The organism is Cytobacillus sp. OWB-43 (assembly GCF_034651445.1).
GTDB lineage: Bacteria > Bacillota > Bacilli > Bacillales > Cytobacillaceae > Cytobacillus > Cytobacillus kochii.
Window position 1 is genome coordinate 533,923 of record NZ_JAYEFF010000001.1, and the last position, 26,613, is coordinate 560,535.

General features: G+C 37.5%; 22 protein-coding genes. 21 read left to right on the plus strand and 1 reads right to left on the minus strand.

The features are described 5' to 3' along the window. Positions 1–40: 40 nt before the first annotated feature. The 17 genes from dxr (at position 41) to U9M49_RS02845 (ending at position 21,531) form a co-directional block, all read left to right on the plus strand. Positions 41–1,186 carry a 1-deoxy-D-xylulose-5-phosphate reductoisomerase gene (gene dxr / locus U9M49_RS02765; RefSeq protein WP_095369498.1) on the plus strand — a complete coding sequence of 382 codons (1,146 nt, stop codon included), beginning with the start codon at positions 41–43 and terminating at the stop codon, positions 1,184–1,186. A gap of 35 nt (positions 1,187–1,221) precedes the next feature. Further along, positions 1,222–2,487, plus strand: coding sequence for an RIP metalloprotease RseP (gene rseP / locus U9M49_RS02770; RefSeq protein ID WP_095369497.1), 1,266 nt, complete (start codon positions 1,222–1,224; stop codon positions 2,485–2,487). A gap of 92 nt (positions 2,488–2,579) precedes the next feature. Then, positions 2,580–4,274, plus strand: coding sequence for a proline--tRNA ligase (locus U9M49_RS02775; protein ID WP_322909238.1), 1,695 nt, complete (start codon positions 2,580–2,582; stop codon positions 4,272–4,274). Between the two features lie 348 nt (positions 4,275–4,622). Further along, positions 4,623–8,942, plus strand: a complete 4,320-nt coding sequence (locus tag U9M49_RS02780) for a PolC-type DNA polymerase III (protein ID WP_322909239.1) — start codon at positions 4,623–4,625, stop codon at positions 8,940–8,942. Between the two features lie 235 nt (positions 8,943–9,177). Beyond that, positions 9,178–9,648 (plus strand): ribosome maturation factor RimP, encoded by a 471-nt coding sequence (rimP, locus tag U9M49_RS02785; protein WP_095369494.1) that lies wholly within the window; start codon positions 9,178–9,180, stop codon positions 9,646–9,648. A gap of 45 nt (positions 9,649–9,693) precedes the next feature. After that, positions 9,694–10,818, plus strand: a complete 1,125-nt coding sequence (gene nusA, locus U9M49_RS02790; protein WP_191812158.1) for a transcription termination factor NusA — start codon at positions 9,694–9,696, stop codon at positions 10,816–10,818. Between the two features lie 14 nt (positions 10,819–10,832). Further along, on the plus strand, positions 10,833–11,105 hold the full coding sequence (rnpM, locus tag U9M49_RS02795; RefSeq protein WP_095369493.1) for an RNase P modulator RnpM: 273 nt from the start codon (positions 10,833–10,835) through the stop codon (positions 11,103–11,105). 9 nt (positions 11,106–11,114) lie between these two features. Then, positions 11,115–11,417, plus strand: a complete 303-nt coding sequence (locus U9M49_RS02800; RefSeq protein ID WP_095369492.1) for a YlxQ family RNA-binding protein — start codon at positions 11,115–11,117, stop codon at positions 11,415–11,417. Positions 11,418–11,436: 19 nt separating this feature from the next. Then, positions 11,437–13,566 (plus strand): translation initiation factor IF-2, encoded by a 2,130-nt coding sequence (gene infB / locus U9M49_RS02805; protein ID WP_095369491.1) that lies wholly within the window; start codon positions 11,437–11,439, stop codon positions 13,564–13,566. Then, positions 13,563–13,844, plus strand: coding sequence for a DUF503 domain-containing protein (locus tag U9M49_RS02810; RefSeq protein ID WP_095369490.1), 282 nt, complete (start codon positions 13,563–13,565; stop codon positions 13,842–13,844). Before infB ends, U9M49_RS02810 begins: the two co-directional genes overlap by 4 nt. A 16-nt stretch (positions 13,845–13,860) precedes the next feature. Continuing rightward, complete coding sequence (gene rbfA, locus U9M49_RS02815) at positions 13,861–14,223, plus strand: 30S ribosome-binding factor RbfA (RefSeq protein WP_095369489.1); 363 nt, start codon at positions 13,861–13,863, stop codon at positions 14,221–14,223. A 76-nt stretch (positions 14,224–14,299) separates the two neighbouring features. Then, the gene (truB, locus tag U9M49_RS02820; protein WP_095369488.1) at positions 14,300–15,217 is read left to right on the plus strand and encodes a tRNA pseudouridine(55) synthase TruB; all 918 of its coding nucleotides are present in this window, start codon (positions 14,300–14,302) and stop codon (positions 15,215–15,217) included. Positions 15,218–15,299: 82 nt separating this feature from the next. Continuing rightward, a complete protein-coding gene (gene ribF / locus U9M49_RS02825) occupies positions 15,300–16,247 on the plus strand; it encodes a bifunctional riboflavin kinase/FAD synthetase (protein ID WP_095369487.1) in 948 nt (315 codons plus the stop codon). Between the two features lie 126 nt (positions 16,248–16,373). Continuing rightward, the gene (gene rpsO, locus U9M49_RS02830) at positions 16,374–16,643 is read left to right on the plus strand and encodes a 30S ribosomal protein S15 (RefSeq protein ID WP_095369486.1); all 270 of its coding nucleotides are present in this window, start codon (positions 16,374–16,376) and stop codon (positions 16,641–16,643) included. 201 nt (positions 16,644–16,844) lie between these two features. Next, complete coding sequence (pnp, locus tag U9M49_RS02835; protein WP_095369485.1) at positions 16,845–18,968, plus strand: polyribonucleotide nucleotidyltransferase; 2,124 nt, start codon at positions 16,845–16,847, stop codon at positions 18,966–18,968. 204 nt (positions 18,969–19,172) lie between these two features. Beyond that, positions 19,173–20,138: a polysaccharide deacetylase family protein gene (locus U9M49_RS02840; RefSeq protein ID WP_322909240.1), complete on the plus strand. Its 966-nt coding sequence runs from the start codon at positions 19,173–19,175 to the stop codon at positions 20,136–20,138. A gap of 157 nt (positions 20,139–20,295) precedes the next feature. Next, the gene (locus tag U9M49_RS02845; RefSeq protein ID WP_322909241.1) at positions 20,296–21,531 is read left to right on the plus strand and encodes a pitrilysin family protein; all 1,236 of its coding nucleotides are present in this window, start codon (positions 20,296–20,298) and stop codon (positions 21,529–21,531) included. A gap of 72 nt (positions 21,532–21,603) precedes the next feature. Here the strand turns inward: U9M49_RS02845 and U9M49_RS02850 are convergent, their stop codons facing one another. Then, a complete protein-coding gene (locus U9M49_RS02850) occupies positions 21,604–22,263 on the minus strand; it encodes a class I SAM-dependent methyltransferase (RefSeq protein WP_322909242.1) in 660 nt (219 codons plus the stop codon). Between the two features lie 268 nt (positions 22,264–22,531). On the opposite strand from U9M49_RS02850, the gene dpaA reads away from it, so the two are divergent. The 4 genes from dpaA (at position 22,532) to dapG (ending at position 26,608) form a co-directional block, all read left to right on the plus strand. Then, on the plus strand, positions 22,532–23,434 hold the full coding sequence (gene dpaA, locus U9M49_RS02855) for a dipicolinic acid synthetase subunit A (protein WP_095369481.1): 903 nt from the start codon (positions 22,532–22,534) through the stop codon (positions 23,432–23,434). After that, on the plus strand, positions 23,431–24,030 hold the full coding sequence (dpaB, locus tag U9M49_RS02860; protein ID WP_095369480.1) for a dipicolinate synthase subunit B: 600 nt from the start codon (positions 23,431–23,433) through the stop codon (positions 24,028–24,030). Before dpaA ends, dpaB begins: the two co-directional genes overlap by 4 nt. A 271-nt stretch (positions 24,031–24,301) precedes the next feature. Further along, positions 24,302–25,351 (plus strand): aspartate-semialdehyde dehydrogenase, encoded by a 1,050-nt coding sequence (gene asd, locus U9M49_RS02865; RefSeq protein WP_095369479.1) that lies wholly within the window; start codon positions 24,302–24,304, stop codon positions 25,349–25,351. Between the two features lie 24 nt (positions 25,352–25,375). Continuing rightward, positions 25,376–26,608, plus strand: coding sequence for an aspartate kinase (gene dapG, locus U9M49_RS02870; protein WP_307314365.1), 1,233 nt, complete (start codon positions 25,376–25,378; stop codon positions 26,606–26,608). The last annotated feature ends 5 nt before the right edge of the window (positions 26,609–26,613 follow it).

Here is a 26,613-nt window from a genome sequence, read left to right on the forward strand (position 1 = left end):
GGCTTAGTAGACACTTTTCTTAATAGGAGATGTTTTAGAAATGAAAAAAATTAGTTTAATGGGTGCTTCAGGTTCTATCGGTACACAAACGTTAGATATCATTAGACAGCATCCTGATGAATTCCAATTAGTAGCTTTTTCAGTAGGAAAAAATATTCATTTTGCCCGTCAAGTAATCAATGAATTCCATCCAGAGCTTGTTTCCGTCTTAGAAAAAAGTTCGATGGAGATGCTTAAAGCTGAGTTTCCAAGCATATCATTTACATATGGACAACTCGGTTTAACAGAAGTGGCTGTATACAATAAAGCAAATATATTGGTAAATGCTGTTTTAGGTCGTGTCGGACTAGAACCAACATTACAAGCAATTGAGGAAAGAAAAACGATTGCTATTGCAAATAAGGAAACATTGGTAACAGCGGGGCATTTAGTCATGGAAGCAGCAAAAAACTATGGTGTTGACCTTTTACCTGTTGATAGTGAGCATTCAGCGATTTTTCAAGCATTACAAGGTGAGAATGCGAAGAATATCGATAGATTGATTTTAACCGCTTCTGGAGGATCTTTTCGTGATTATAGCAGAGCGGATTTAGAAGCAGTAACAGTTGAACAAGCGTTAAATCATCCTAACTGGTCAATGGGAGCTAAAATCACAATTGACTCGGCAACAATGATGAATAAGGGCTTAGAAGTAATCGAAGCTCATTGGTTATTCTCATTACCATATGATAAGATTGACTGTCTTCTTCATAATGAAAGTATCATTCATTCAATGGTTGAATTCCATGATAGTAGTGTCATCGCACAATTAGGTACACCGGATATGAGGGTACCTATCCAGTACGCACTTTCATATCCAGACCGTTTACCATTAAAGAATAAGCGATTAGATCTAGCCAAAATTGGCCAGCTCCATTTTAAAGAGATGGATTATGATCGCTTTCGTTGTTTAGCGCTTGCTTACCAAGCAGGAAAAGAAGGTGGATCGATGCCTGCGGTTTTAAATGCAGCAAATGAAGCAGCGGTTGCAGCATTTTTAGAAGGAAAAATAAGCTTTTTAAAGATTGAAGAGTTAATTGAAAAAGCTTTAACAAGACATTCCTGTATAAAAGCACCGACATTATCAGAAATACAAGAAGTAGATGAGGAAACAAGAGCCTATATCTATTCGCTTTTATCAAGCTGATTCGTTTTTGATTCAGAAAAAAAGGTGGTTAAAAATTGAGTACAGTCATAGCCTTTATTATCATTTTTGGGGCACTAGTATTTTTCCATGAACTTGGACATTTAATCTTTGCGAAGCGAGCAGGTATCCTATGTCGTGAGTTCGCGATTGGTATGGGACCAAAAGTTTTTTCATTTACAAAAAATGATACACTTTATACGATCCGGTTGTTACCGATAGGTGGCTATGTTCGGATGGCTGGTGAAGATGTTGAAATGGTCGAATTGAAAGCAGGTTACCGTGTAGGATTAGTCTTCAATGACCAAAATGAAGTTCAGAAGATTATTTTAAATAACAAAGATAAATATCCGGATGCAAGGATTCTCGAAATCGAACATGCAGATATTGAACATGAATTGATATTAAAAGGGTATGTCGAAGGTGAGGAAGAAGAAAAATTAGAAACTTTTAAGGTGAATCGCCGAGCAGTATTGGTGGAAGATGGAACAGAAACACTGATTGCTCCTTATGATCGCCAATTTTCTTCTAAAACTTTAGGACAAAGAACAATGGCTATTTTCGCTGGACCGATGATGAACTTTGTTTTAGCTTTTGTTATTTTTGTCATCATCGCTTTATTACAGGGGATGCCATCAAATGCGCCGATGCTTGGGGAATTAACAGAAGATGGTGCAGCGATTGATGCAGGATTCAAACAAGGTGACATTGTTCATTCAGTCGATGGTGCAGAAATTTCAAGCTGGCAAGATGTTGTAGAAATCATTCAGAAAAACCCTAATAATGAGCTTGAATTTCAAATTGATCGCGGTGGGGAAGAAATGACGATCCCGGTTACACCTAAGTCACAAGAAATAGAAGATGGTCCGACAATCGGTGTGATCGGTGTATATAGTCCGATGGAAAAAAATCCATTAAAATCAGTTGTATACGGTGCTGAGGAGACCTTATTATGGACAAAAGAAATTTTTGTTATTTTAGGGAAGTTAATCTCTGGGGAATTTACGATTGATGCCCTTTCAGGTCCTGTTGGTATCTATGTTTCAGTTGACACAGTTGCTCAATCAGGTATATTTTATTTAATGAAGTGGGCAGGCGTCTTAAGCATCAATTTAGGTATCATGAACCTATTGCCTATCCCTGCTCTCGATGGTGGAAGATTAATGTTCTTTGCTATTGAAGGAGTTAGAGGAAAACCGATAGACAAACAAAAAGAAGGTATGGTTCACTTTGTAGGCTTTGCGCTATTAATGCTGCTTATGTTAGTTGTAACATGGAATGACATTCAGCGATTCTTTTTATAAGAAGATGAAACCTGAGGCTCAGAGATCCGTTTTCACTAAATGGTTTCTGAGCCTTGATAATGAATATAAATAATAGAGGTGTATAAATTAAGATGAAACAAAGTCAGGTATTAATTCCAACTTTAAGGGAAAACCCTGCTGATGCAGAAATTAAAAGTCATCAACTTTTATTAAGAGCAGGATTTATTCGTCAAAATGCTAGTGGTATTTATAGTTATTTACCAATGGCAAGAAAAGTGTTACAAAATATTGAAACGATTATTAGAGAAGAGCTTGAAGCCATTAATGCCGTAGAGATGCTTATGCCTGCACTTCAGCAAGCAGAGTTGTGGCAAGAGTCTGGTCGCTGGTATACATATGGTTCAGAGTTAATGAGAATGAAAGACCGTCATGAGCGAGAATTTGCTCTTGGGCCAACACATGAAGAGGTTGTGACGAGTCTTGTACGTGATGAAGTGAAATCATATAAAAGGTTACCCCTTGCTCTGTATCAAATTCAAACGAAGTTTCGTGATGAAAAGCGTCCGCGTTTTGGTGTGCTAAGAGGTCGAGAATTTATTATGAAAGATGGTTATTCTTTCCATTCAAGCCAAGAAAGTTTAGATGAGATGTACGACCTTTTTTATCAAGCTTATTCCAATATTTTTTCTCGCGCAGGTTTGAATTTTAGAGCTGTTATTGCGGATTCTGGAGCAATGGGTGGTAAAGATACTCATGAATTTATGGTTCTGTCCGAAATTGGAGAAGATACGATTGCTTATTCTGATACATCTCAATATGCAGCAAATATTGAAATGGCAGAGGTAGTTTCAACATATGAAAAATCTAATGAAGAGTTAAGAGAAATTGAAAAAGTTAGTACTACGAATCAAAAAAGTATTGCAGAAATTGTGGATTATTTAAATGTCTCAGCAGAAAAATGCATAAAATCATTACTGTTTAAAGTAGATGAAGATTATGTATTGATACTTGTTCGTGGTGATCATGAAGTCAATGATATTAAAGTAAAGAATCTGCTCGCTGCCAATGATGTGGAATTAGCTGATGCTGAGGAGACAAAATCCGTTATTGGCTGTGAAATTGGTTCCATTGGTCCGGTTCATACAAATGTACGGATCATTGCCGACCATGCTGTCAGTGCAATTGTAAATGGTGTCTGCGGTGCAAATGAAGCTGGTTACCACTATGTCAATGTAAATGTGGATCGCGACTTTACCGTAGAACAATATGCAGATGTTCGCTTTATTCAAGAAGGAGACCCATCACCTGATGGAGAAGGTAGTATTCTTTTTGCAAAAGGAATTGAAGTTGGTCATATATTCAAGCTTGGTACGAGATATAGTGAAGCTATGGACGCGACTATTCTTGATGAAAATGGCCGTTCACAACCAATGATTATGGGTTGTTATGGCATCGGGGTTTCTCGTGTAATGGCAGCTATTGCGGAACAACATAGTGATGAAAATGGACTTGTTTGGCCGGAGAATATCGCACCTTATCAGCTTCATCTTGTTTCTTTAAATATGAAAAAAGAAGACCAAGTGCAATTAAGTGAAAGAGTATACGATTCTTTGAAAGATTTAGGGTATCGTATTTTATGGGATGATCGCGCTGAACGAGCTGGCGTAAAATTCGCTGATAGTGATTTAATCGGTTTACCTTTACGAATTACTGTTGGTAAAAAGGCAAATGAAGGCATCGTAGAAGTTAAATTAAGAAGTACAGGCGAGCAATTTGAAGTATCGGTGGATGAATTACCACAATTCATTCATAATCAGTTAGCATAAAAAACCTAAACATTCCTATATAAAAATATTCCGACCCCATTAGTCGTCAAATGTTAAAGATGAGAATGGGATCGGTTTTTTATTTATCATCGATAGAATTAGATTGTAGTCCTATTAATAAATTGCGTCACTTTCCGAATTATAGCTTGATACTTATGCTTAATAGCCTACGCTTCATTCATTTTTGAAGTGTTAAATAACCCGTTCATTCCTCGGGGAAATAATATACATTACCACAAAATAGTTGACAATTAGCGTGATTTTTACTTTATCAAATCTAGTATTTAATTATGATATAATAGTGACCGATTGAAAAAAATAGAACGTTAATGAAGGGGGAGGGCTGAAATGAGCGATGTAAAAGGAAACAAAGAACGTTTTCAGCTCCTGTTACAACAATTAGAATTAACAGAAGATGCTTTTGTTCATTATTTTGAACAAGCCGAAATCATGAAAGTATATATTCAAAAAAAGGAAAAAAGGTGGCATTTTTCCTTTAGCTTAGAACAAATCTTACCGGCAACTGTTCTTCAAAGATTTGCAGCTCAATTGCACCACAAGTTTTCTCATATTGCACGTACCTCTTTTTCTATTACTGTTACGAATCAACAATATGATGAGAGCTTAATTCAAGATTATTGGACATTTTGTATGAAAGAAATTGAAGGCATCTCACCACCGATGCTTAAGCTTCTTCATGAGCAATTGCCGAAAATAAAGGGAAATAAGGTAATCGTTACCGTTAGTAATGATATGGAAAGTCAGTCTATTAAAAATAAGTATGCGCCCCTTATTCTTGATAGCTTTCAATCATTTGGATTTCCACCATTTCAAATTGAAACAGAATTGTCAACCGAAGAGAGCAATGAAGCATATGAGCGTTTCTTAGAAGCAAAGAGAAAAGAAGATCAAGAACGCGGCATGCAAGCAGCAATTGAAATGGAGAAGAAAGCATTAGAGCAAGAATCAGATACACCGATACCACAAGGGCCATTGACAGTTGGCCTGACAATTAAAGATGATGCTGACTTCCGCAAACTAATTGATATAGTTGACGAAGAAAGAAGAATTGCTGTGGAAGGTTACGTCTTTCATGCAGAAACAAAAGAACTCAGAAGTGGTCGGACATTATTAACTTTCAAAATTACTGATTATACAAGCTCGATACTTGTAAAAATGTTTTCCCGAGATAAAGAAGATGCTGCACTCTTTCAAATGGTACAAAAAGGCATGTGGCTGAAAGTTCGTGGTAGCATTCAAAATGATACCTTCGTGCGTGACCTAGTCATGATTGGTAATGATTTAAATGAAATTAAACCAATTGAAAGAAAAGATACAGCTAAGGAAGATGAAAAGCGGGTTGAACTTCATCTTCATACACCAATGAGCCAAATGGATGCCGTTAGTTCGGTTAGTGCGCTTGTTTCACAAGCAAAGAAGTGGGGACATAAAGCAATTGCGATTACAGACCATGCTGGTGCTCAATCCTTTCCAGAAGCATTTAATGCCGGTAAGAAAAATGGTATCAAAATACTTTATGGTGTTGAGGCGAACTTAATCGATGACGGTGTACCAATTGCTTATAATGATGCTCATAGACGAGTAGCTGAAGATACTTATGTTGTGTTTGACGTTGAAACGACTGGATTATCTGCTGTTTATGACACCATTATAGAACTTGCAGCCGTGAAAATTCACGACGGCGAGATTATTGATCGTTTTGAATCCTTTGCTAATCCGCATCATCCATTATCTGCTACGACAATTAATTTAACGGGCATAACAGATGATTTAGTAGAGAATGCCCCTGAAGTAGCTGACGTTTTAAAAGATTTTTACGAATGGACTGGCGATAGTGTGCTTGTGGCCCATAACGCTTCATTTGATATGGGTTTTTTAAATGTAGGGTATAAGAAAATAGGTCTTGGAAAAGCAACAAATCCCGTTGTAGATACACTTGAATTAGCGCGATTTTTACACCCTGAAATGAAAAATCATCGCCTCAACACATTGGCAAAGAAGTTTGATGTTGAACTAACTCAACATCACCGGGCAATATACGATGCGGAAGCGACAGGCTATATATTAATCAAAATGCTGAAGGATGCGATGGCTAAAGGCATTGAATACCATGATCAATTTAATGACAATATGGGTAAAGGAAATGCTTATCAAAGGGCTAGACCGTCCCATTGTACTTTGATAGCGCAAACGAGTGAAGGATTGAAGAATCTTTTTAAATTAGTCTCGATTGCTCATATTAATTATTTTTATCGTGTGCCACGTATTCCTCGCTCGGTATTACAGAAATATAGAGAAGGTATAATTGTTGGTTCTGGATGTGACAAAGGTGAAGTTTTTGAAGGGATGATGCAAAAATCGCCTGATGAAGTGGAAGAGATAGCTGAGTTTTATGATTATCTAGAGGTTCACCCTAAAGAGGTCTATGCTCATTTATTAGAATTAGAGTTAGTTCGTGACGAAAAGGCGCTCGAAGAAATCATTACGAACGTTGTACAACTTGGTGAAAAATTAAATATCCCAGTTGTTGCCACAGGGAATGTTCATTACTTAAATCCGAATGATAAGATTTATCGTAAGATTTTAGTAAATTCTCAAGGTGGGGCAAATCCGCTCAACCGTCATGAACTGCCTGATGTGCATTTTCGCACGACCAATGAAATGCTTGAATGCTTTGCATTTTTAGGAAAAGAAACAGCGAAAAAAATCGTAGTAGATAATACGAATAAAATTGCTGAGATGATTGATGAAATCAAACCAATAAAAGATGATCTCTATACGCCAAAAATAGAAGGCGCAGACGAAGAAATGCGTGAAATGAGCTATAGCATGGCGAGAAGTATTTACGGAGAAGAACTACCTGAAATCGTAGAAGCTCGTTTAGAGAAAGAATTAAAAAGTATTATCGGACATGGCTTTGCCGTTATTTACTTGATCTCTCATAAACTTGTTAAAAAGTCACTAAATGATGGCTACTTAGTAGGATCAAGGGGTTCGGTAGGTTCCTCATTTGTTGCGACAATGACGGAAATAACAGAGGTTAATCCACTGCCTCCTCATTACGTCTGCCCTGATTGTAAACACTCTGAGTTTTTTGATGATGGTTCAGTAGGTTCAGGGTTTGATTTACCAGATAAAGATTGTCCAAACTGTTCTCAGCATTATCGTAAAGATGGCCATGATATTCCATTTGAAACTTTCTTAGGCTTTAAAGGGGATAAAGTACCAGATATTGACTTGAACTTCTCCGGGGAATATCAGCCTAGAGCTCATAACTATACAAAAGTTCTTTTTGGTGAAGAATATGTATATCGGGCAGGAACGATCGGTACTGTAGCAGACAAAACGGCATTCGGCTATGTTAAAGCGTATCAAAATGATAATAATCTTCAAATTCGAGGCGCAGAAATTGATCGCTTAGCTTCTGGTTGTACCGGTGTTAAGCGAACAACTGGACAACATCCAGGCGGCATTATTGTTGTTCCTGATTATATGGATATTTATGATTTTTCACCTATCCAGTTTCCGGCTGATGATCGTAATTCAGAATGGAAAACAACTCATTTTGACTTCCACTCCATTCATGATAATGTGTTGAAGCTAGATATACTTGGTCATGATGATCCCACTGTTATTAGGATGTTGCAAGATTTAAGTGGGATTGATCCGAAGACCATTCCAACCGATGATCCAGAAGTAATGAAAATCTTCAGTGGAACGGAATCGTTAGGCGTCACAGAAGAGCAAATTATGTGTAAAACAGGGACATTTGGTATTCCGGAGTTCGGAACAAGGTTTGTTCGACAAATGCTAGAAGACACGAAACCAACGACATTTTCTGAGCTTGTTCAAATTTCAGGTCTTTCACATGGAACTGATGTATGGCTCGGCAATGCCCAAGAGTTAATTCATAACAATACATGCACATTAAGTGAAGTTATTGGATGTCGTGATGATATTATGGTGTATTTAATTTATCAAGGCTTAGAACCGGCTTTCGCTTTTAAAATTATGGAATCAGTCCGAAAAGGAAAAGGCCTGACAGAAGAGATGGAAGCGGAAATGAGGAAGAATGAAGTACCTGAGTGGTATATTGACTCTTGCTTAAAGATAAAATATATGTTCCCTAAAGCCCATGCCGCTGCCTATGTCTTAATGGCGGTACGTATAGCCTACTTTAAAGTTCATCATGCGCTTTTATATTATGCAGCTTATTTTACCGTTCGTGCAGAAGATTTTGATATAGATGCGATGGTAAAAGGCTCACAGGCGATCCGAGCAAAAATTGAAGAAATCAATGCGAAAGGCTTAGATGCTTCTACAAAAGAAAAAAACTTGCTGACTGTAATGGAGTTAGCGCTTGAAATGAATGAAAGAGGATATAGTTTCCAAAAAGTTGATTTGTATAAATCCAGTGCAAGTGACTTTATTATTGAAGGTAATACACTGATTCCGCCGTTCAACTCTATACCAGGATTAGGTACGAACGCAGCACTGAATATTGTAAAAGCAAGAGGAGAAGGAGACTTCCTATCGAAGGAAGATCTTCAGCAAAGAGGTAAGGTATCTAAAACAATTATCGAGTACTTAAATAATCATGGTTGTTTAGAAGAATTACCAGACCAAAATCAGTTAAGTTTGTTCTAAGTCGCTTTTACAGCTATTCCATTTGCATAAAAATTATGGTTATGGTATAGTTTTATTGGAAATACTAACGGATATCTTCGCAAACAAGAGTGGGGCAACCCACTCTTTCGTCTTGTTATTAACCAAAATTTTCATCGGTTACAAAGATGATCCGGTATATCTCGATTAGCAGCAACTCTAGTGTTTGCTGCTACATTTATAATGAATAGGCATCTTGCTAGAAGGAGGGATAAAGATGAGTAAAGTGACTGAAGAAGTTGAACAATTAGTCACTCCTATTTTGAGCGATCTTCAGTTGGAATTAGTTGAGATCGAATATGTGAAGGAAGGAAAAGACTGGTTTCTTCGTGTCTTTATTGATAAAGAGACAGGCGTTGATATAGAAGAGTGTGGAGTAGTTAGTGAACGCTTAAGTGAGAAATTAGATGAAATTGACCCAATTCCTTACAACTATTTCCTTGAGGTCTCTTCACCAGGAGCGGAACGCCCTCTAAAAAAAGAACAAGATTTCATGAAAGCAATTGGTAAAAACGTATTTATAAAAACGTATGAACCAATAGATGGAGAAAAAACATTTGAAGGTGTATTAACAGACTTCGATGGCCATATCGTTAAAGTTGAAATGAAAGTTAAAACAAGAAAGAAAACGGTAGAATTACCGTATGAAAAAATCGCAAAAGCTCGCTTAGCTATTGTCTTCTCATAAAGCAATTGGCGTAACGCAACTTATTTAAAGGGGGATATGAATCACATGAGCAGTGAATTATTAGATGCTCTTATTTTGCTTGAAAAGGAAAAAGGAATTTCACGAGATGTCATTATTGATGCAATGGAAGCCGCGTTAGTGTCTGCTTATCGTAGAAACTTTAATCAAGCACAAAATGTCCGTATTGATTTAAATTTAGGTAGTGGCACTATGAAAGTATTTGCCCGCAAAGAAGTCGTTGATGAAGTGTTTGATCCAAGATTAGAGATTTCTATCGAGGATGCACGCAAGATTAATCCTAACTATACGGTTGAAGATATTGTAGAAATGGAAGTAACGCCAAAAGATTTTGGTAGAATTGCTGCACAAACAGCCAAACAAGTCGTTACTCAACGTGTTCGTGAAGCAGAAAGAGGCATTATCTATTCTGAATTCATTGATCGAGAAGAGGATATCATGACAGGCATTGTCCAAAGACAAGACGCAAAATTTATTTACGTTAGTCTTGGTAAGATTGAAGCGATTTTACCTGTAAGTGAACAGATGCCTAGTGAACAGTATCGCCCACATGATCGTATTAAAGTGTTTATTACAAAAGTCGAAAAAACGACAAAAGGTCCACAAATTTATGTTTCTAGAACACACCCAGGACTTTTAAAACGTCTTTTTGAAATTGAAGTACCAGAAATTTATGACGGTACTGTTGAATTAAAATCTGTTGCGCGTGAAGCGGGAGATCGCTCAAAAATCTCTGTACATTCTGATAATCCAGAGGTAGATCCAGTTGGTTCATGTGTTGGACCTAAAGGTACACGTGTGCAAGCCGTTGTTAACGAGTTAAAAGGTGAAAAAATTGACATTGTGAAGTGGTCTAGCGATCCAGTTGTCTTTGTAGCCAATGCATTAAGTCCTTCTAAAGTGTTAGATGTTGTAGTAAATGAAGAGGACAAAGCGACAACGGTTGTTGTTCCAGATTATCAACTATCGCTAGCTATTGGGAAACGCGGACAAAATGCAAGACTTGCGGCGAAGCTTACTGGTTGGAAAATTGATATTAAATCAGAGACAGAAGCAAGAGAAGCCGGCACATATCCAAGAGATGAAGCTCTTTTAAGCTATCATCAAGATGATGAAGATGAAGATTTTACATTCCCTGAAGATAAGGAATAAGAGGTGAATGGCTGGTGAACAAAAGCAGAAAAATTCCGATGAGAAAATGTATAGCGACGGGAGAAATGATGCCGAAGAAATCACTCGTACGCATTGTTCGCTCAAAAGAAGGCGAAGTTTCGGTTGATGTTACAGGTAAGAAATCCGGTCGTGGAGCGTATCTTACAAAAAGCAAGGAAGCCATCTTACTTGCAAAAAAGAAAAATATTTTAGCTAGTCATCTAGATGTACAAGTGGATGAGGACATATATAACGAACTTTTAGATCTTATTGAAAAGGAGAAATGACCGTCCAAAATGAATGAGAGAAAATGGATGTCATTACTTGGCTTGGCCAATCGAGCGCGTAAAATCACTTCAGGTGAAGAGCTTTCTATAAGCGATATTAGAAAAGGGAAAGCGAAGCTGGTTTTGTTGTCTGCAGATGCTTCTGCTAATACGACAAAAAAAGTAACAGACAAATGTAAATCTTATGCTGTTCCTTATAAGATTGTCCCAGACAGAGAATTGTTAGGGCAAGCAATTGGCAAGGAAGCAAGAGTAGTGGTGGCTGTTTTAGACGCTGGATTCGCCAAAAAGCTATTAACGTTGCTCGATTAATTCTAGCGGGGGTGAAAGCATGAGTAAAATTCGCGTTTACGAATATGCTAAAAAACATAATCTATCTAGTAAAGATGTAATTACGAAATTAAAGGAAATGAATATAGAGGTTTCGAATCATATGACAACATTAGAACCAGGTGAAGTAACAAAATTAGACGGTATTTACAATAAGCAAGAAGAGAAGCAACCACAAAAACAACAATCAGCGCAAGCACAACCTGCAAACAATCAGAAAAATAAACCAGCAGGTGCACCAAAAGGCAATAGAAATAAGCCAAATAATAATAATAATAAGAATCAAAAACCTAATCGCAATAATAATCAAAAAAATAAACCAAAGAATAAAGGGCAGAAGCCACCTCAACCACCAGCACCTAAAAAAGTAAAAGAATTACCAGAGAAAATTACTTTTACTGAATCACTAACGGTTGGTGAGCTTGCTAAGAAGCTCCATAGAGAGCCTTCAGAAATCATTAAAAAGCTATTTATGCTTGGTGTGATGGCAACAATTAACCAAGAACTAGATAAAGATTCAATTGAGTTAATTGCAGGCGAATATGGTGTTGATGTAGAAGAAGAAGTATTAGTAGATGTGACAGATTTAGAAGCATATTTCACTGAAGATGAAGAGACTAATCTTGAGGAACGTCCATCTGTTGTAACGATTATGGGTCACGTTGACCATGGTAAAACGACATTACTTGATTCCATTCGCCACACAAAGGTAACTGCTGGCGAAGCTGGTGGAATTACACAGCATATCGGTGCCTATCAAGTAGAAGATAAAGGTAAGAAGATTACATTTCTAGATACACCTGGTCATGCGGCATTTACAACAATGCGTGCCCGTGGAGCGAAAATAACTGATATTACAATTTTAGTTGTTGCAGCGGATGATGGTGTGATGCCGCAGACAATTGAAGCAATTAACCATGCTAAAGCTGCTGAGGTACCAATTATTGTTGCTGTTAATAAAATGGATAAAGAAGCGGCAAATCCTGACCGTGTAATGCAAGAGCTAACAGAACATGGATTAGTTCCTGAAGCATGGGGCGGAGATACAATCTTTGTACCGATTTCAGCCATTAAAGGTGACGGTATTGATGAGTTGTTAGAAATGATTCTCCTTGTTGGTGAAGTAGAAGAATATAAGGCGAACCCTAATCGTAATGCTGTCGGAACAGTTATTGAAGCACAGCTTGATAAAGGTAGAGGATCAGTAGCCACATTACTTGTACAAAACGGAACATTGAAGGTTGGTGATCCGATTGTTGTCGGTAATACATTTGGACGCGTACGTGCAATGGTTAATGACCTTGGACGTCGAGTAAAAACTGCGGGACCATCTACTCCTGTAGAAATTACAGGATTGAATGATGTCCCTCAAGCAGGTGACAGATTTGCTGTTCTAGAAGACGAGAAATCTGCGCGCCAAGTAGGGGAAGCACGTGCACAATTAGCTCTACAAGCACAAAGATCTGAGAAATCTCGTGTTAGCCTTGATAACTTATTTGAGCATATGAAAGAAGGGGAAATGAAGGACATAAACATCGTTGTAAAAGCTGATGTCCAAGGTTCTGCTGAAGCCCTAACTTCCGCATTAAATAAGATTGATGTAGAAGGCGTAAAAGTACGTATTCTTCATACAGGTGCGGGTGCCATTAATGAATCAGATATTACGCTTGCTGCTGCATTTAACGCAATCGTTATCGGCTTTAACGTAAGACCAGATACGAATGCAAAACGTGCTGCTGAAGCAGAAGATGTTGATATTCGTCTACACCGCATCATTTATAACGTAATTGAAGAAATTGAATTAGCAATGAAAGGGATGCTAGACCCAGAGTTTGAAGAAAAAATTATTGGTCAAGCAGAAGTCCGTCAAACATTTAAAGTATCAAAAATTGGTACAATTGCTGGTTCTTATGTTACGGAAGGTAAAATCACAAGAGATTCTGGTATTCGCCTAATTAGAGATGGCGTTGTTATTTTCGAAGGTGAAATTGATGCGTTAAAACGCTTCAAAGATGATGCGAAAGAAGTAGCAACAAATTACGAATGTGGTATCACAATTAAGAACTACAATGATGTCAAAGAAGGCGACATCATTGAAGCTTATATTATGCAAGAAATTGAGCGTAAATGATTGTAGGTTTGGTTTCGTGTGAGTGTATGATATATGATGCTCGTTCATTAAAGGAGAAGAGAAGTGTATTACAGCGAATCCTCACTCGTCTGCAACAGAAGTTTAACATTTCTGTTGCAGAAGTAGGGTTTCAAGATACATGGCAACATACGCAAATTGCCATAACTGCTGTAGCTTCAAGTAAGCAAGCCGTTGAGTGGGAGCTTTCAAATGCGCTTAAATTAATTGATTCTTTTCCTGAGATTGAACGGACAATTACAGACATTGAATGGCTTTGAAAAAGAGGTGTAACAATTGAGCCTAAGATCAAATAGAGTTGGCGAGCAAATGAAAAAAGAGCTCGGAGAAATTATCGGTCGAAAAATTAAAGATCCACGAGTGGGATTTGTAACAGTAACAGACGTTCATGTGACAGGTGATTTACAACAAGCTACTGTCTATATTTCTGTTCTCGGTAATGAAGAGCAAAGAGAAGATACATTGAGAGGATTGGCTAAAGCTAAAGGGTTTATCCGTTCTGAAATTGGTCAGAGAATACGTTTGAGAAAAACCCCTGAAATCACTTTTGAGTTTGACGAATCAATCGATTACGGTAATCGTATTGAAACACTCCTTCATCAAATTCAAGATGACGGTCAATCCAAAGATAAGGAATAAATAATGATTGGCGGATAGACGTTTGTCTATCCGTATTTATTTCACCTTAATTTGAATTTGAAAGGGGGCGTACAAAATGGAAGGAATATTACCTTTATTAAAGCCAAAAGGAATGACTTCTCATGACTGTGTATTCAAGTTACGCAAGATTCTAAAAACGAAAAAGGTGGGTCACACAGGAACATTGGACCCTGAGGTAACTGGCGTATTACCTATTTGTATTGGACGTGCTACGAAGGTTGCCGAATATATTACGGATGCAGGTAAAGAGTATGAAGGAGAGGTCACAATAGGTTTCTCTACAACGACAGAAGATGCCTCAGGTGAAGTGGTTGAAGAGAAGAAGGTAGATAAACCGATTACTCGAGAAGAGATTATCGCGGTGTTCCAGCAATTAACTGGAGAGATTGTCCAAACACCACCCCTGTATTCTGCTGTTAAAGTGAATGGTAAAAGACTTTATGAATATGCACGACTAGGGCAAGAAGTGGAGCGGCCAAGTAGAAAAGTGCGCATTGATCGTATCACCTTGCTAAATGAGCAGGAAGTATATAATGGGGAACGGATTACTTTTCGTTTTCGTGTTGCATGTGGAAAAGGAACATATATTAGAACATTAGCAGTTATGATGGGTGAACTTCTTGGTTATCCTGCCCATATGTCTGATTTAACTCGCATCCGGTCTGCAGACTTTACTATTGAGGATTGTTTGACATTACCACAAGTGGAGGAAGTGATGAACGAGGGAAGAATAGCTGATGTGCTCAAACCTTTAGAATGGGGGATTAGCTATTTGCCGAAATATCAAATAAATGATAAAGTAGCAATGAAAGTGAAGAATGGCGCAGTTCTTCCTACTCCCGAAGAACTTGAGAGTGTATCTGGTCCTATTGTAATGGAGACTGTGAACAATCAAGCGTTAGCCCTGTATATCCATCATCCTGATAAACCAGGTATAATAAAGCCAACTAAAGTTCTATACATAGGTGAATAGGGTAAAGGTAAACGTTCTTTAACATAAAGTAGACGTTCTATGCCTATCTTCATGTTTAAACAATATAAAAAGGTGAATGATCATGGAAGTTATAAAAATAGTACATCCACATAACCATACTAAAGATAGCTGGCCACCTCTTTCAATGGCATTGGGCTTTTTCGACGGTGTTCATCTTGGTCACCAGAAAGTGATGCAAAATGCAAAGGAGAAGGCAGCTGAACTAGGGTTGAAAAGTGCCGTAATGACATTTGATCCTCATCCATCAGCTGTATTAGGTGATCCACAAGAACAAATTAGATACATCACACCGATAAATGAGAAAATTAAGATTGTTGCACAGTTAGGCATTGATTATTTATTTATTGTGCACTTTTCTAAAGCATTTGCTAATCTAGATCCAGAAGCTTTTATCGATCAGTATATTATTGATTTAAATGTATCACATGTATCTGCTGGATTTGATTATACGTATGGTAAATTCGGAAAAGGCACTATGGATACGATAAAGACACATGCTAAAGGGTATTTCTCTACAACCACGATTCCACAATTAAAAAGAGATAATGCCAAGATTAGTTCCTCGCTTATTAGGTCTTACTTAAAAGAGGGGAGCGTTGAAAAAATCCCTCCGCTTTTGGGAAGATACTATACAGTTAGTGGTCCGGTCGTGCAAGGTGATCAAAGAGGGAGACAATTAGGTTTTCCAACAGCAAACGTTGCTGTTAGCGAAGATTTCATCACCCCGCCTACAGGTGTTTACGCTGTAAGAATTTTTGTTCAAGGAAAATGGCGTAAAGGGGTCTGTAATTTAGGCTATAAGCCAACTTTCCATGATGACTTAAAGACCCCTTCTATTGAAGTTCATATTTTTGATTTCGATCAAGATATATATGGTGAAGAGGTTGAAGTAGAGTGGCATCAACATATTAGAGATGAACGAAAGTTTAATGGAATTGAAGCTTTAATAGAGCAAATTGCTAAAGATAAGCAAGCAACACTCGATTATTTTGCAAAAAACAACGGTTAATTCTTGCATTTTGTCTAAAAAAGTTGTATTCTTATAAACGTATTGATTGATGAACCTTTGCTTGGCAAGTCGAGTCACCGACGCTCGCTCAGTAACAGGGGATTGAAATTTTAGGAGGTGAATCGGATGGCAATCACTAAAGAACGTAAAAATGAACTTATCAGTGAGTACAAAACTCATGAAAATGATACTGGATCTCCAGAAGTTCAAATCGCTGTCCTTACAGAAGAAATCAACAATTTGAACGAACATTTACGTACTCATAAGAAAGATCACCACTCTCGTCGTGGTCTATTAAAAATGGTAGGTAAACGTCGTAACCTATTAACTTACCTTCGTAACAAAGATGTACAACGTTACCGTGAGTTAATCAATAAGCTTGGTTTACGTCGATAATAAGAAGCTTGTCTTCTTATTTGAAGAAGCGGGATTTTTTCCCGCTTTTTTATTAGCCTAAAAACGCTATTCTACATAAAATTTTGTTATTTTATATATTTGAAAAAGTGTGCATAATAGTATTAATGATGAAAATATGTCATGGCATTTTGCTTTAGTATATATGATTTTGTAAGTGAAATGGTAGAGAGGGGTACAAATATGGGACAAGATAAGCATATCTACAGCATAGATTGGGCTGGACGCAAGTTGTCTGTTGAAATTGGACAATTAGCAAAGCAAGCAAACGGTGCTGTATTGGTTCGCTATGGTGATACAGCTGTACTAAGTACAGCAACGGCATCAAAAGAACCGAAGAACTTAGATTTCTTTCCACTTACTGTGAACTATGAGGAAAGATTATACGCAGTCGGTAAAATACCTGGCGGCTTTATTAAACGTGAAGGTCGTCCAAGTGAAAGAGCCATTCTAGCTAGCCGATTAATTGATAGACCAATTCGACCACTTTTCCCGGACGGTTTCCGCAATGATGTTCAAGTTGTCAGTATGGTTATGAGTGTCGACCAAGATTGTTCTTCGGAAATGGCGGCAATGTTTGGGTCATCTCTTGCATTAAGTGTTTCTGATATTCCGTTTGCCGGTCCAATTGCAGGTGTAACTGTTGGCAGAGTTGACAATGAATTTATCATTAACCCTTCTGTAGAACAAACAGAAAAAAGTGATATTCATTTAGTCGTTGCTGGTACGAAAGATGCGATCAACATGGTAGAAGCAGGGGCAGAAGAAGTTCCTGAAGAAACGATGCTTGAAGCAATTATGTTTGGTCATGATGAGATAAAACGATTAATTGCCTTCCAAGAGAAGATTGCTGAAGAAATTGGTAAAGACAAGATGGAAGTTACACTTTATCAAGTCGATGAAGAGATTAATGCAACTGTGCGCGCTATGTGTGAAGCGGATATGATTCCTGCTATTCAAGTTCAAGAAAAACATGCTAGAGAAGCGGCCATTAAAGTTGTCAAAGATAAAGTGATCACCCATTTTGAAGAGCAAGAAGTTGATGATGACTATCTTAAACAAGTAAAGCAAGTACTTGATAAAATTGTTAAACAAGAAGTACGCCGCTTAATTACTGAAGATAAAGTAAGACCTGATGGGCGTGGACTAGAGGAAATTCGTCCGCTGTCATCTGAGATTGATTTACTTCCACGTACACATGGATCAGGACTGTTTACACGTGGTCAAACACAAGCGTTGAGCATTTGTACATTAGGTGCGCTTGGTGATGTACAAATTTTAGATGGTCTTGGCATTGAAGAAGAAAAACGTTTTATGCACCATTATAATTTTCCTAATTTCAGTGTTGGTGAAACTGGCCCGATGAGAGGACCTGGTCGTCGTGAAATCGGACACGGTGCTTTAGGAGAAAGAGCTTTAGAACCAATTATTCCATCAGAAAAGGATTTTCCTTATACGATTCGACTTGTTTCTGAAGTGTTGGAATCTAATGGTTCCACCTCACAAGCAAGTATCTGTGCAAGTACTTTAGCAATGATGGACGCTGGGGTACCAATTAAAGCGCCAGTTGCTGGTATTGCGATGGGTCTTATCAAATCAGGTGATTATTACTCTATTCTAACCGATATTCAAGGAATGGAAGATCACTTAGGTGATATGGACTTTAAAGTAGCAGGTACAAGTAAAGGCGTTACAGCACTACAAATGGATATTAAAATAGATGGTCTTTCTAGAGAAATTTTAGAAGAGGCATTACAACAAGCAAAAATCGGTAGAATGCAGATTCTTGATTCCATGCTAGCAACAATTGCTGAACCTAATAAAGAGCTTTCACAATATGCACCGAAAATCTTAATGATGTCAATTAACCCAGATAAAATCCGTGATGTTATTGGACCAAGTGGAAAACAAATCAATAAAATCATTGAAGAAACGGGCGTAAAAATTGATATCGAACAAGATGGTACAGTATTTATTTCTTCAGTCGATGAAGCGATGAACCAAAAAGCGAAGAAAATCATTGAAGATATCGTTCGTGAAGTAGAAGTTGGACAAATGTATTTGGGTAAAGTGAAGCGCATAGAGAAATTTGGTGCTTTCGTAGAAATCTTTAATGGGAAAGATGGACTTGTTCATATTTCTGAACTAGCTGAAGAGCGGGTAGGAAAAGTCGAAGATGTGCTTTCAATAGGTGATGAAGTCCTTGTAAAAGTGACGGAAATCGATAAACAAGGTAGAGTGAACCTTTCTCGTAAAGCTGTATTAAAAGAGCAGCGTGAACAAAAAGAAAAAGCTGAGAATAAATAAACTTGTAAGAAAGTCAGGGTTGTCCCCTGATTTTTTTCTTTCTTTTTTTGTTAGAATATAAAATGATGATGTTTTTTGTGAGCCCTTGGCTTGTTTCTTTTACTTGTCAAAGGGATTGTTATTATGTAAGCGCTTTATCAAATAGTTAAACTGTTCTACCTTGTCCTCCTTTAACATATTTTAATGAAGAGGGAGGCTGGTGTTATGAGAAAAATTGGATACACGCTGGTAATAGTCATTAGTGGATTTTTAATCGTTGCGAACCCGTTAACAGATCAATATATGTCTTTAGCCCTGAATGAAAGCATATCGGTAAGTAAAGTAGATGATCCGCTTTTAATAGAAATAAAGGAGCAAGCGAAGACGTTTGAAGTACCTGCCAAGGATGCTGTTATAGATAGAGTATGGAAGGCGATTCCAGGATTAAATGGACTAAAGGTTGATGTGAATGCATCTTATAAAAAGATGAAAAAGGACGGGTCCTTTGATAAAGAGAAACTCGTATTTTCCGAAGTAAAACCAAAAATCCATCTAGAAGATTTAGAACCTTCACCGATTTATAAGGGCCATCCAGACAAGCCGATGGTTAGTTTATTAATTAATGTAGCTTGGGGAAATGAGTATCTTCCTAAAATGTTGGAAACATTAAAGAAACATAATGTAAAAGCAACGTTTTTTTTAGAAGGAAGATGGACGCAAAATAACCCTGATTTAGCAAAAATGATTGTTGCCGCAGGGCACGAAATTGGCAATCATTCTTATACGCATCCTGATTTGAAAGTTGCTTCTGATCAAAAAACGAAAGAAGAAATTGCGAAAACTAACGAAGTCATAGAGGCGACGACTGAACAAAAGGTGAAATGGTTTGCCCCCCCAAGTGGTAGTTATCGTAATCAAACCGTCAACATTGCTAATGGGCAAGGACTACTTACTGTGATGTGGACTGTCGATACGATAGATTGGCAAAAACCATCACCTGAAACGATTATTAATCGTGTAGTCAATAAAGTAGAAAATGGTTCAATGGTCTTAATGCATCCAACAGAATCAACAGCAAATGCACTGGACAGAATGATTGTAGGGATTAAAGACAAAGACTTACAAATTGGGACAGTGACATCCTTATTATCAGAGGAAAGAATCGGATCACACGAAAAGCCGAAAAAATAACAAGCGAGATTTTGCAAAAAATAGCAACAATAGATACACTTATGTTATTCTACCATCATGAGTCTTTTTTTCTAATGAATGATAAACAGTTGTTTTGAAAAGCATTTCGTATCATTCGAAAAAAAGACAGCTTGCAAACAGAACAGGAGGAGCATGCTTGATTAAAAGATATACTTGCAAAAATGGAACAAGAATCGTATTAGAAAATATTCCGACTGTCCGCTCTGTTGCCATTGGCGTTTGGATTGGAACAGGATCAAGAAATGAAGATAAAGAGAATAATGGGATTTCCCACTTTCTTGAACATATGATTTTTAAAGGTACAGAGTCAAAAACAGCTAGAGAAATAGCGGAGTCTTTTGATAGTATTGGTGGACAAGTGAACGCTTTCACATCAAAGGAATATACATGCTATTACGCAAAAGTACTGGATACTCACGCCTCATTTGCGTTAGATGTACTAGCAGATATGTTTTTCAACTCTTCCTTCGATAACGAAGAGTTGAAAAAAGAGAAAAATGTTGTCTACGAAGAAATTAAAATGTATGAAGATACACCGGATGATATTGTCCATGATGTTTTAAGCAAGGGTGTATATGAAAGTCATTCATTGGGGTACCCTATACTCGGAACGGAAGAAACACTAGAAACGTTTAACGGGGACACATTAAGAGACTATATGCATAATCACTATATATCTGAGAATGTCGTCATCTCCATTGCAGGTAATGTGCCTGAATCATTTATTAAAGAAGTTGAGTCGCATTTTGGTACATATACAGGTGGTAGTCCGGCAGTAAACGAAACAGTACCTACTTTTCACAATAATAAGATCGCCAGAAAGAAAGAAACGGAACAAGCGCATCTTTGTTTAGGGTTTAACGGACTTCCAGTCGGTCATGATGATATGTATCAGTTGATCGTTCTAAATAATATTCTTGGTGGTAGCATGAGTAGTCGCTTATTCCAAGATGTGAGGGAAGATAAGGGGCTCGCTTACTCTGTGTTTTCTTATCACTCTTCTTTTAAAGATAGTGGTTTGGTTACAATATATGGCGGTACCGGTGCGAAACAAATGAATGTTCTTTTCGAAACGATTCAGAACACATTAGACGTTTTAAAACGAAACGGAATAACAGAAAAAGAATTAGTCAATAGTAAAGAGCAATTAAAAGGTGGCTTAATGCTAAGTTTAGAAAGTACAAATAGTCGCATGAGCCGTAACGGCAAAAATGAACTATTGCTTGGATCTCATCGTACATTAGATAAAATTATTGAAGAAATTGATGAAGTATCAATGGATGAAGTCAATGAAATGGCGAAAAAGATCTTTACAGATGACTACTCCTTAGCCTTAATTAGTCCAGATGGTGAATTACCTCAAGGGCTATAAATAAAAGAGAACAATTTCCCGTTTGTTAAGATAGGAAATTGTTCTTTTTTTATTATAAAAATTATATTTTCTTTAGCCTTTGTTCTTTTTTAAAACCGCACGAAAACAACTTAATTCTCCCCATATAGTTGATGTGAGGACATTAGAAGGTCGGGTGAAGGTCACATGATCAAAAAAGGTTAATCCAGCTTCGTGAATCATACGATTGAACATGTCTAGATCGATGGTAGGATAATCACATGTTAAAATAATAAGTCCATCCTCTTTTAATACACGTTTAAACTCTACAAGGCTTTTATATATATCCTCAATACTTAAATGTTCAATAACGGAAATACAGAAGATTTTATCAAATAGTTGCCCACTGTATGGTAAATCAGTTAAGGAACAGCAATTCATAGATAAGTTGTTTAACAATCGCTGTACATTTCCTTCTTGTATGTCGTCATGTGTATATGTTTCCTTCATATCTAACAAAATGGCTTTACTGTCTAATAATCTCTCATCGATATCACAGGCAAAAGTGTGTTTGCATATCTCACTTAGATAAAATTTTAAGGGATGCCCCAATCCACAGGCTGCATCGAGAACAATTTCATTTTTGTCTGCAAAATTTTTTGCCCATTCATACTCATAGGGTCTTGTTTCCCATTCCTTAGGTAACTGGAAGACAAACTGCTGAGATTTCGGATCGTCAGTTGTAATAAACCTAGAATCTGTTATGTTTTTCATTTTATTTCCTCCTCACTTAGCATTTTATTGTATGTGAATAAAGATGAGTCGCTACCTCACTATTTAATAACTTTTCTTATTTAAAGTGTTTTTTAAAAGTAAGGAGTTTCGTCCTTCATTCTTTATCAATCTTCTCTTCACAACTAAGGTTCAAACTTAGAGTCTATTCTTTGTTAGAGAACTCACCGAATAGGTCATTTCTACATAAGATGTTGAAGTAATTGAGTAAAAGAACATAAAAAGTTCTTTAAAAGAAGGTGAGTGTTGCATGCTGACAGGATTACAAATTGCAGTGATCGGCGGAGATGCAAGGCAGCTTGAGGTCATTCGTAAGCTGACAGAATTGGATGCAAAATTATATTTAGTTGGTTTTGAACAGCTTGACCACGCTTTTTCTGGTGCAGTAAAGGAGAAGTTAGATGAAGTTGACTTTACATGCATTGACGCCATTATATTGCCAGTGCCTGGGGCTGGGGTGGATGGACAGATTGATACAATTTTCTCTAATGAAAAAATTACAATAAATGAAGAAATTTTAAAGAAAACACCGCAACATTGTAAAATTTATTCTGGTATTAATCCTCCTTATCTTCAAGAAATTTCAACCAAAGCAGATCGTGAAGTTGTTCAATTATTTAATCGTGATGATGTCGCAATATACAATTCAATCCCCACTGTTGAAGGTGCATTAATGATGGCCATTCAACATACTGATTTTACAATTCACGGATCAAATGTGACTGTATTAGGACTAGGAAGAACAGGTATGAGTATAGCTCGTGCATTTCATGCTTTAGGAGCTAAAGTGAAAGTAGGAGCTAGAAAAAGCGAGCATATAGCGAGAATAACTGAAATGGGTCTTACGCCTTTTCATTTGAGTGATATTGAAGAAGCCGTTGTGGATACAGATATATGCATTAATACAATTCCCGTACAAGTCGTGGTGGCGTCAGTAATAGCGAAAATGCCAGTTCATACGCTCATTATTGATTTAGCTTCTAAACCGGGTGGTACGGACTTTAGGTACGCAGAGAAACGCGGGGTCAAAGCACTATTAGCACCTGGCCTTCCAGGAATCGTTGCACCAAAAACAGCGGGACGTATTTTAGCTAATGTTCTTTCACAATTGATTTTGGCTAATTTTGATGAAAGGGAGGATAAACAATCATGAATTTAAAAGGGAAAAAAATAGGATTCGGGTTAACTGGGTCGCATTGCACATATGATGCCGTTTTTCCGGAAATAGAGAAGTTAGTCGGGGCAGGAGCTGAAGTAATACCAGTCGTGACTTTTACAGTTCAAAACACGGTGACAAGATTTGGCGATGGAGAAGATTGGATTAAAAGAATAGAAGAAGTGACTGGGAATAAAGTCATCGATTCTATTGTAAAAGCAGAACCATTAGGTCCGAAAATCCCATTAGATTGCATGGTTGTTGCCCCATTAACAGGAAACTCCATGAGTAAATTTGCAAATGCTATGACAGATTCTCCAGTGCTTATGGCTGCCAAAGCAACATTAAGGAACGAAAAACCAGTTGTACTAGGTATATCGACTAATGATGCACTTGGCTTAAATGGCACAAATCTCATGCGTTTAATGTCAACAAAAAATATTTATTTTATCCCATTTGGGCAAGATGACCCGGTGAAGAAACCGAACTCAATGGTCGCCCGTATGACCGCATTATCTGATACAATAGTGAAAGCAATAAATGGTGAACAGATTCAGCCAGTCATTGTAGAAAGATACAAAGATGGTAACTAAGTTCGAGATTTATCATAGTTCCTTTTGTTAACTCATGAATATTTAGCAGACGACGGCTTTCGCCAGTAGACTTGGCGATAAGCCATGTTTTCTCATAAAATTTTATTTTTTAATGCGGGAATATGATAAAATATAAAATAATCTTAGTATACTATCTCTAGCTCGCTCTCATAGCTGAAATACGACTGAAAGATAGTCGCTCACTTGTTTGTTAGCTGAAAGGTAAACTAAAAAATATCAATCATTATGTTGGCCGGAAGGAGAAATGGTTATGACAGAGAAAAAAGACTTCCATGTAGCTGTAGTAGGAGCAACAGGAGCAGTAGGTGAACAAATGTTAAAAACATTGGAAGAGCGTGCTTTTCCGATATCAACGTTGAAAGTATTATCTTCGTCTCGCTCAGCTGGGAAGAAGATTCAATATAACGGTAAGGAATATACTGTAGAAGAAGCTACACCTGATAGTTTTGAAGGTGTAGATATTGCCTTGTTTAGTGCAGGGGGAAGTGTATCCAAACAATTAGCTCCAGAAGCTGTAAAGAGAGGAGCAATTGTGGTTGATAATACGAGTGCATTCCGTATGGATGAAAATACTCCACTCATCGTACCTGAAGTAAATGAAGAAGACTTGCATAACCATAATGGCATCATTGCCAACCCCAATTGTTCAACCATTCAAATGGTTGTAGCGCTTGAACCGATTAGAAAAGCATTTGGTTTAAATAAAGTGATTGTCTCCACTTATCAAGCAGTCTCTGGCTCAGGGCAAGCAGCTATTGATGAATTGCAAGAGCAAACAAGAGCGATCCTAGATAATCAAGCATACACGCCTGAAGTATTGCCAGTAAAGGGTGATAAAAAGCATTATCAAATCGCTTTTAACGCCATTCCTCAAATAGATAAATTTGTTGATAACGGTTATACATTTGAAGAAATGAAAATGATTAATGAAACGAAAAAAATTATGCATCTGCCTTCTTTACCAGTCGCTGCGACTTGTGTTCGTCTACCCGTAGGAACTGGTCATTCTGAATCTGTGTATTTTGAGATTGATCAGGAAGGCATTAACGCAAAGGATATAAAAGCTTTGTTAAGTACCGCACCAGGTATAGAACTACAAGATGACCCTGAACAGCAAATTTATCCAATGCCAGCAGATTGTGTTGGTAAATCAGAAGTGTTCGTCGGTCGTATTCGCAATGACTTAGATGAGCCAAAAGGGTTCCATATGTGGGTCGTTTCTGATAATCTACTAAAAGGTGCAGCCTGGAATTCTGTACAAATCGCAGAAAGTCTTGTTAAATTAAAGTTAGTGAAATAAATTGCAATTACTCGAGGTGTTAAGATGAAAATCGTCGTTCAAAAATTTGGCGGTACATCGGTAAAAAATGAAGAAGGCAGGAGTCATGCATTAAGGCATATTAAAAATGCCGTTCAGGAAGGGTTCAAAGTGGTAGTTGTTGTTTCTGCAATGGGAAGAAAGGGAGACCCTTATGCAACAGACACGTTATTATCACTTGTTGGTGCGCCCCTTGCCAAAATCAATAAACGTGAAACAGATTTATTACTATCTTGTGGAGAAGTTATTTCAAGTGTTGTATTTACGAATATGCTTTTAGAAAATGAGCTAACGGCGACCGCATTAACAGGTGCGCAAGCTGGTTTTCGTACAAATCATGATCATATGAATGCGAAAATTATTGATATGAAATGTGAACGTTTAAAAAACGAGTTAGAATTACATGATGTTGTTGTCGTTGCAGGCTTTCAAGGATCAGCTAGAAACGGTGATACAACGACGATTGGACGTGGCGGTAGTGATACTTCAGCAGCTGCGCTAGGTTCTGCCCTTAATGCAGAGTGGATTGATATATTCACAGATGTTGAAGGGATTATGACAGCTGATCCGCGGATTGCACAGAATGCACGTTCTTTGGATGTCGTAACTTATACGGAAGTTTGCAATATGGCTTATCAAGGTGCAAAGGTTATTCATCCACGAGCAGTTGAAATCGCGATGCAATCAAAAATTCCCATTCGTATCCGTTCCACTTATACAGACGGTTTAGGGACGCTAGTTACGGCTGTTACGAAACAAAGTAGAGGAACAGATATAAAAGAAAGGCCGGTTACCGGGATTGCACATGTAGCGAATATTACGCAAATTAAAGTGGTTGCTAAAGAAAATCAGTATGACCTACAATCAGAGGTTTTTAAGGCAATGGCTAAAGAAGGCATTAGCGTTGATTTCATTAATATTTATCCACATGGAGTAACCTATACAGTGACCGAAGAAATGACCGATAAAGCGATACAAATTTTAAATGGATTAGGTCATGAACCAAAAGTGGAAAGAGGCTGTGCGAAAGTTTCAGTTGTCGGTGCAGGTATGCAAGGTGTACCTGGTGTTGCCTCTAAAATTGTAACAGCACTTTCGGAACAAGGCATTAGAATTATGCAATCAGCAGATAGCCATACGACTATTTGGGTTTTAGTTGAACAAGAAGATTTGCCGAAAGCAGTCAATGCACTCCATGATGCCTTTCATTTAGAAAAAGATCAAGTAGAAATGATATAAGTGAT

Coding starts and splice junctions, on each gene's coding strand:
- dxr (WP_095369498.1), top strand. CDS start 41: ATGAAAAAAATTAGTTTAATGGGTGCTTCAGGTTCTATCGGTACACAA.
- U9M49_RS02775 (WP_322909238.1), top strand. CDS start 2,580: ATGAAACAAAGTCAGGTATTAATTCCAACTTTAAGGGAAAACCCTGCT.
- U9M49_RS02780 (WP_322909239.1), top strand. CDS start 4,623: ATGAGCGATGTAAAAGGAAACAAAGAACGTTTTCAGCTCCTGTTACAA.
- rimP (WP_095369494.1), top strand. CDS start 9,178: ATGAGTAAAGTGACTGAAGAAGTTGAACAATTAGTCACTCCTATTTTG.
- nusA (WP_191812158.1), top strand. CDS start 9,694: ATGAGCAGTGAATTATTAGATGCTCTTATTTTGCTTGAAAAGGAAAAA.
- U9M49_RS02800 (WP_095369492.1), top strand. CDS start 11,115: ATGAATGAGAGAAAATGGATGTCATTACTTGGCTTGGCCAATCGAGCG.
- infB (WP_095369491.1), top strand. CDS start 11,437: ATGAGTAAAATTCGCGTTTACGAATATGCTAAAAAACATAATCTATCT.
- U9M49_RS02810 (WP_095369490.1), top strand. CDS start 13,563: ATGATTGTAGGTTTGGTTTCGTGTGAGTGTATGATATATGATGCTCGT.
- truB (WP_095369488.1), top strand. CDS start 14,300: ATGGAAGGAATATTACCTTTATTAAAGCCAAAAGGAATGACTTCTCAT.
- ribF (WP_095369487.1), top strand. CDS start 15,300: ATGGAAGTTATAAAAATAGTACATCCACATAACCATACTAAAGATAGC.
- rpsO (WP_095369486.1), top strand. CDS start 16,374: ATGGCAATCACTAAAGAACGTAAAAATGAACTTATCAGTGAGTACAAA.
- pnp (WP_095369485.1), top strand. CDS start 16,845: ATGGGACAAGATAAGCATATCTACAGCATAGATTGGGCTGGACGCAAG.
- U9M49_RS02840 (WP_322909240.1), top strand. CDS start 19,173: ATGAGAAAAATTGGATACACGCTGGTAATAGTCATTAGTGGATTTTTA.
- U9M49_RS02850 (WP_322909242.1), bottom strand. CDS start 22,263: ATGAAAAACATAACAGATTCTAGGTTTATTACAACTGACGATCCGAAA.
- dpaA (WP_095369481.1), top strand. CDS start 22,532: ATGCTGACAGGATTACAAATTGCAGTGATCGGCGGAGATGCAAGGCAG.
- dpaB (WP_095369480.1), top strand. CDS start 23,431: ATGAATTTAAAAGGGAAAAAAATAGGATTCGGGTTAACTGGGTCGCAT.
- asd (WP_095369479.1), top strand. CDS start 24,302: ATGACAGAGAAAAAAGACTTCCATGTAGCTGTAGTAGGAGCAACAGGA.
- dapG (WP_307314365.1), top strand. CDS start 25,376: ATGAAAATCGTCGTTCAAAAATTTGGCGGTACATCGGTAAAAAATGAA.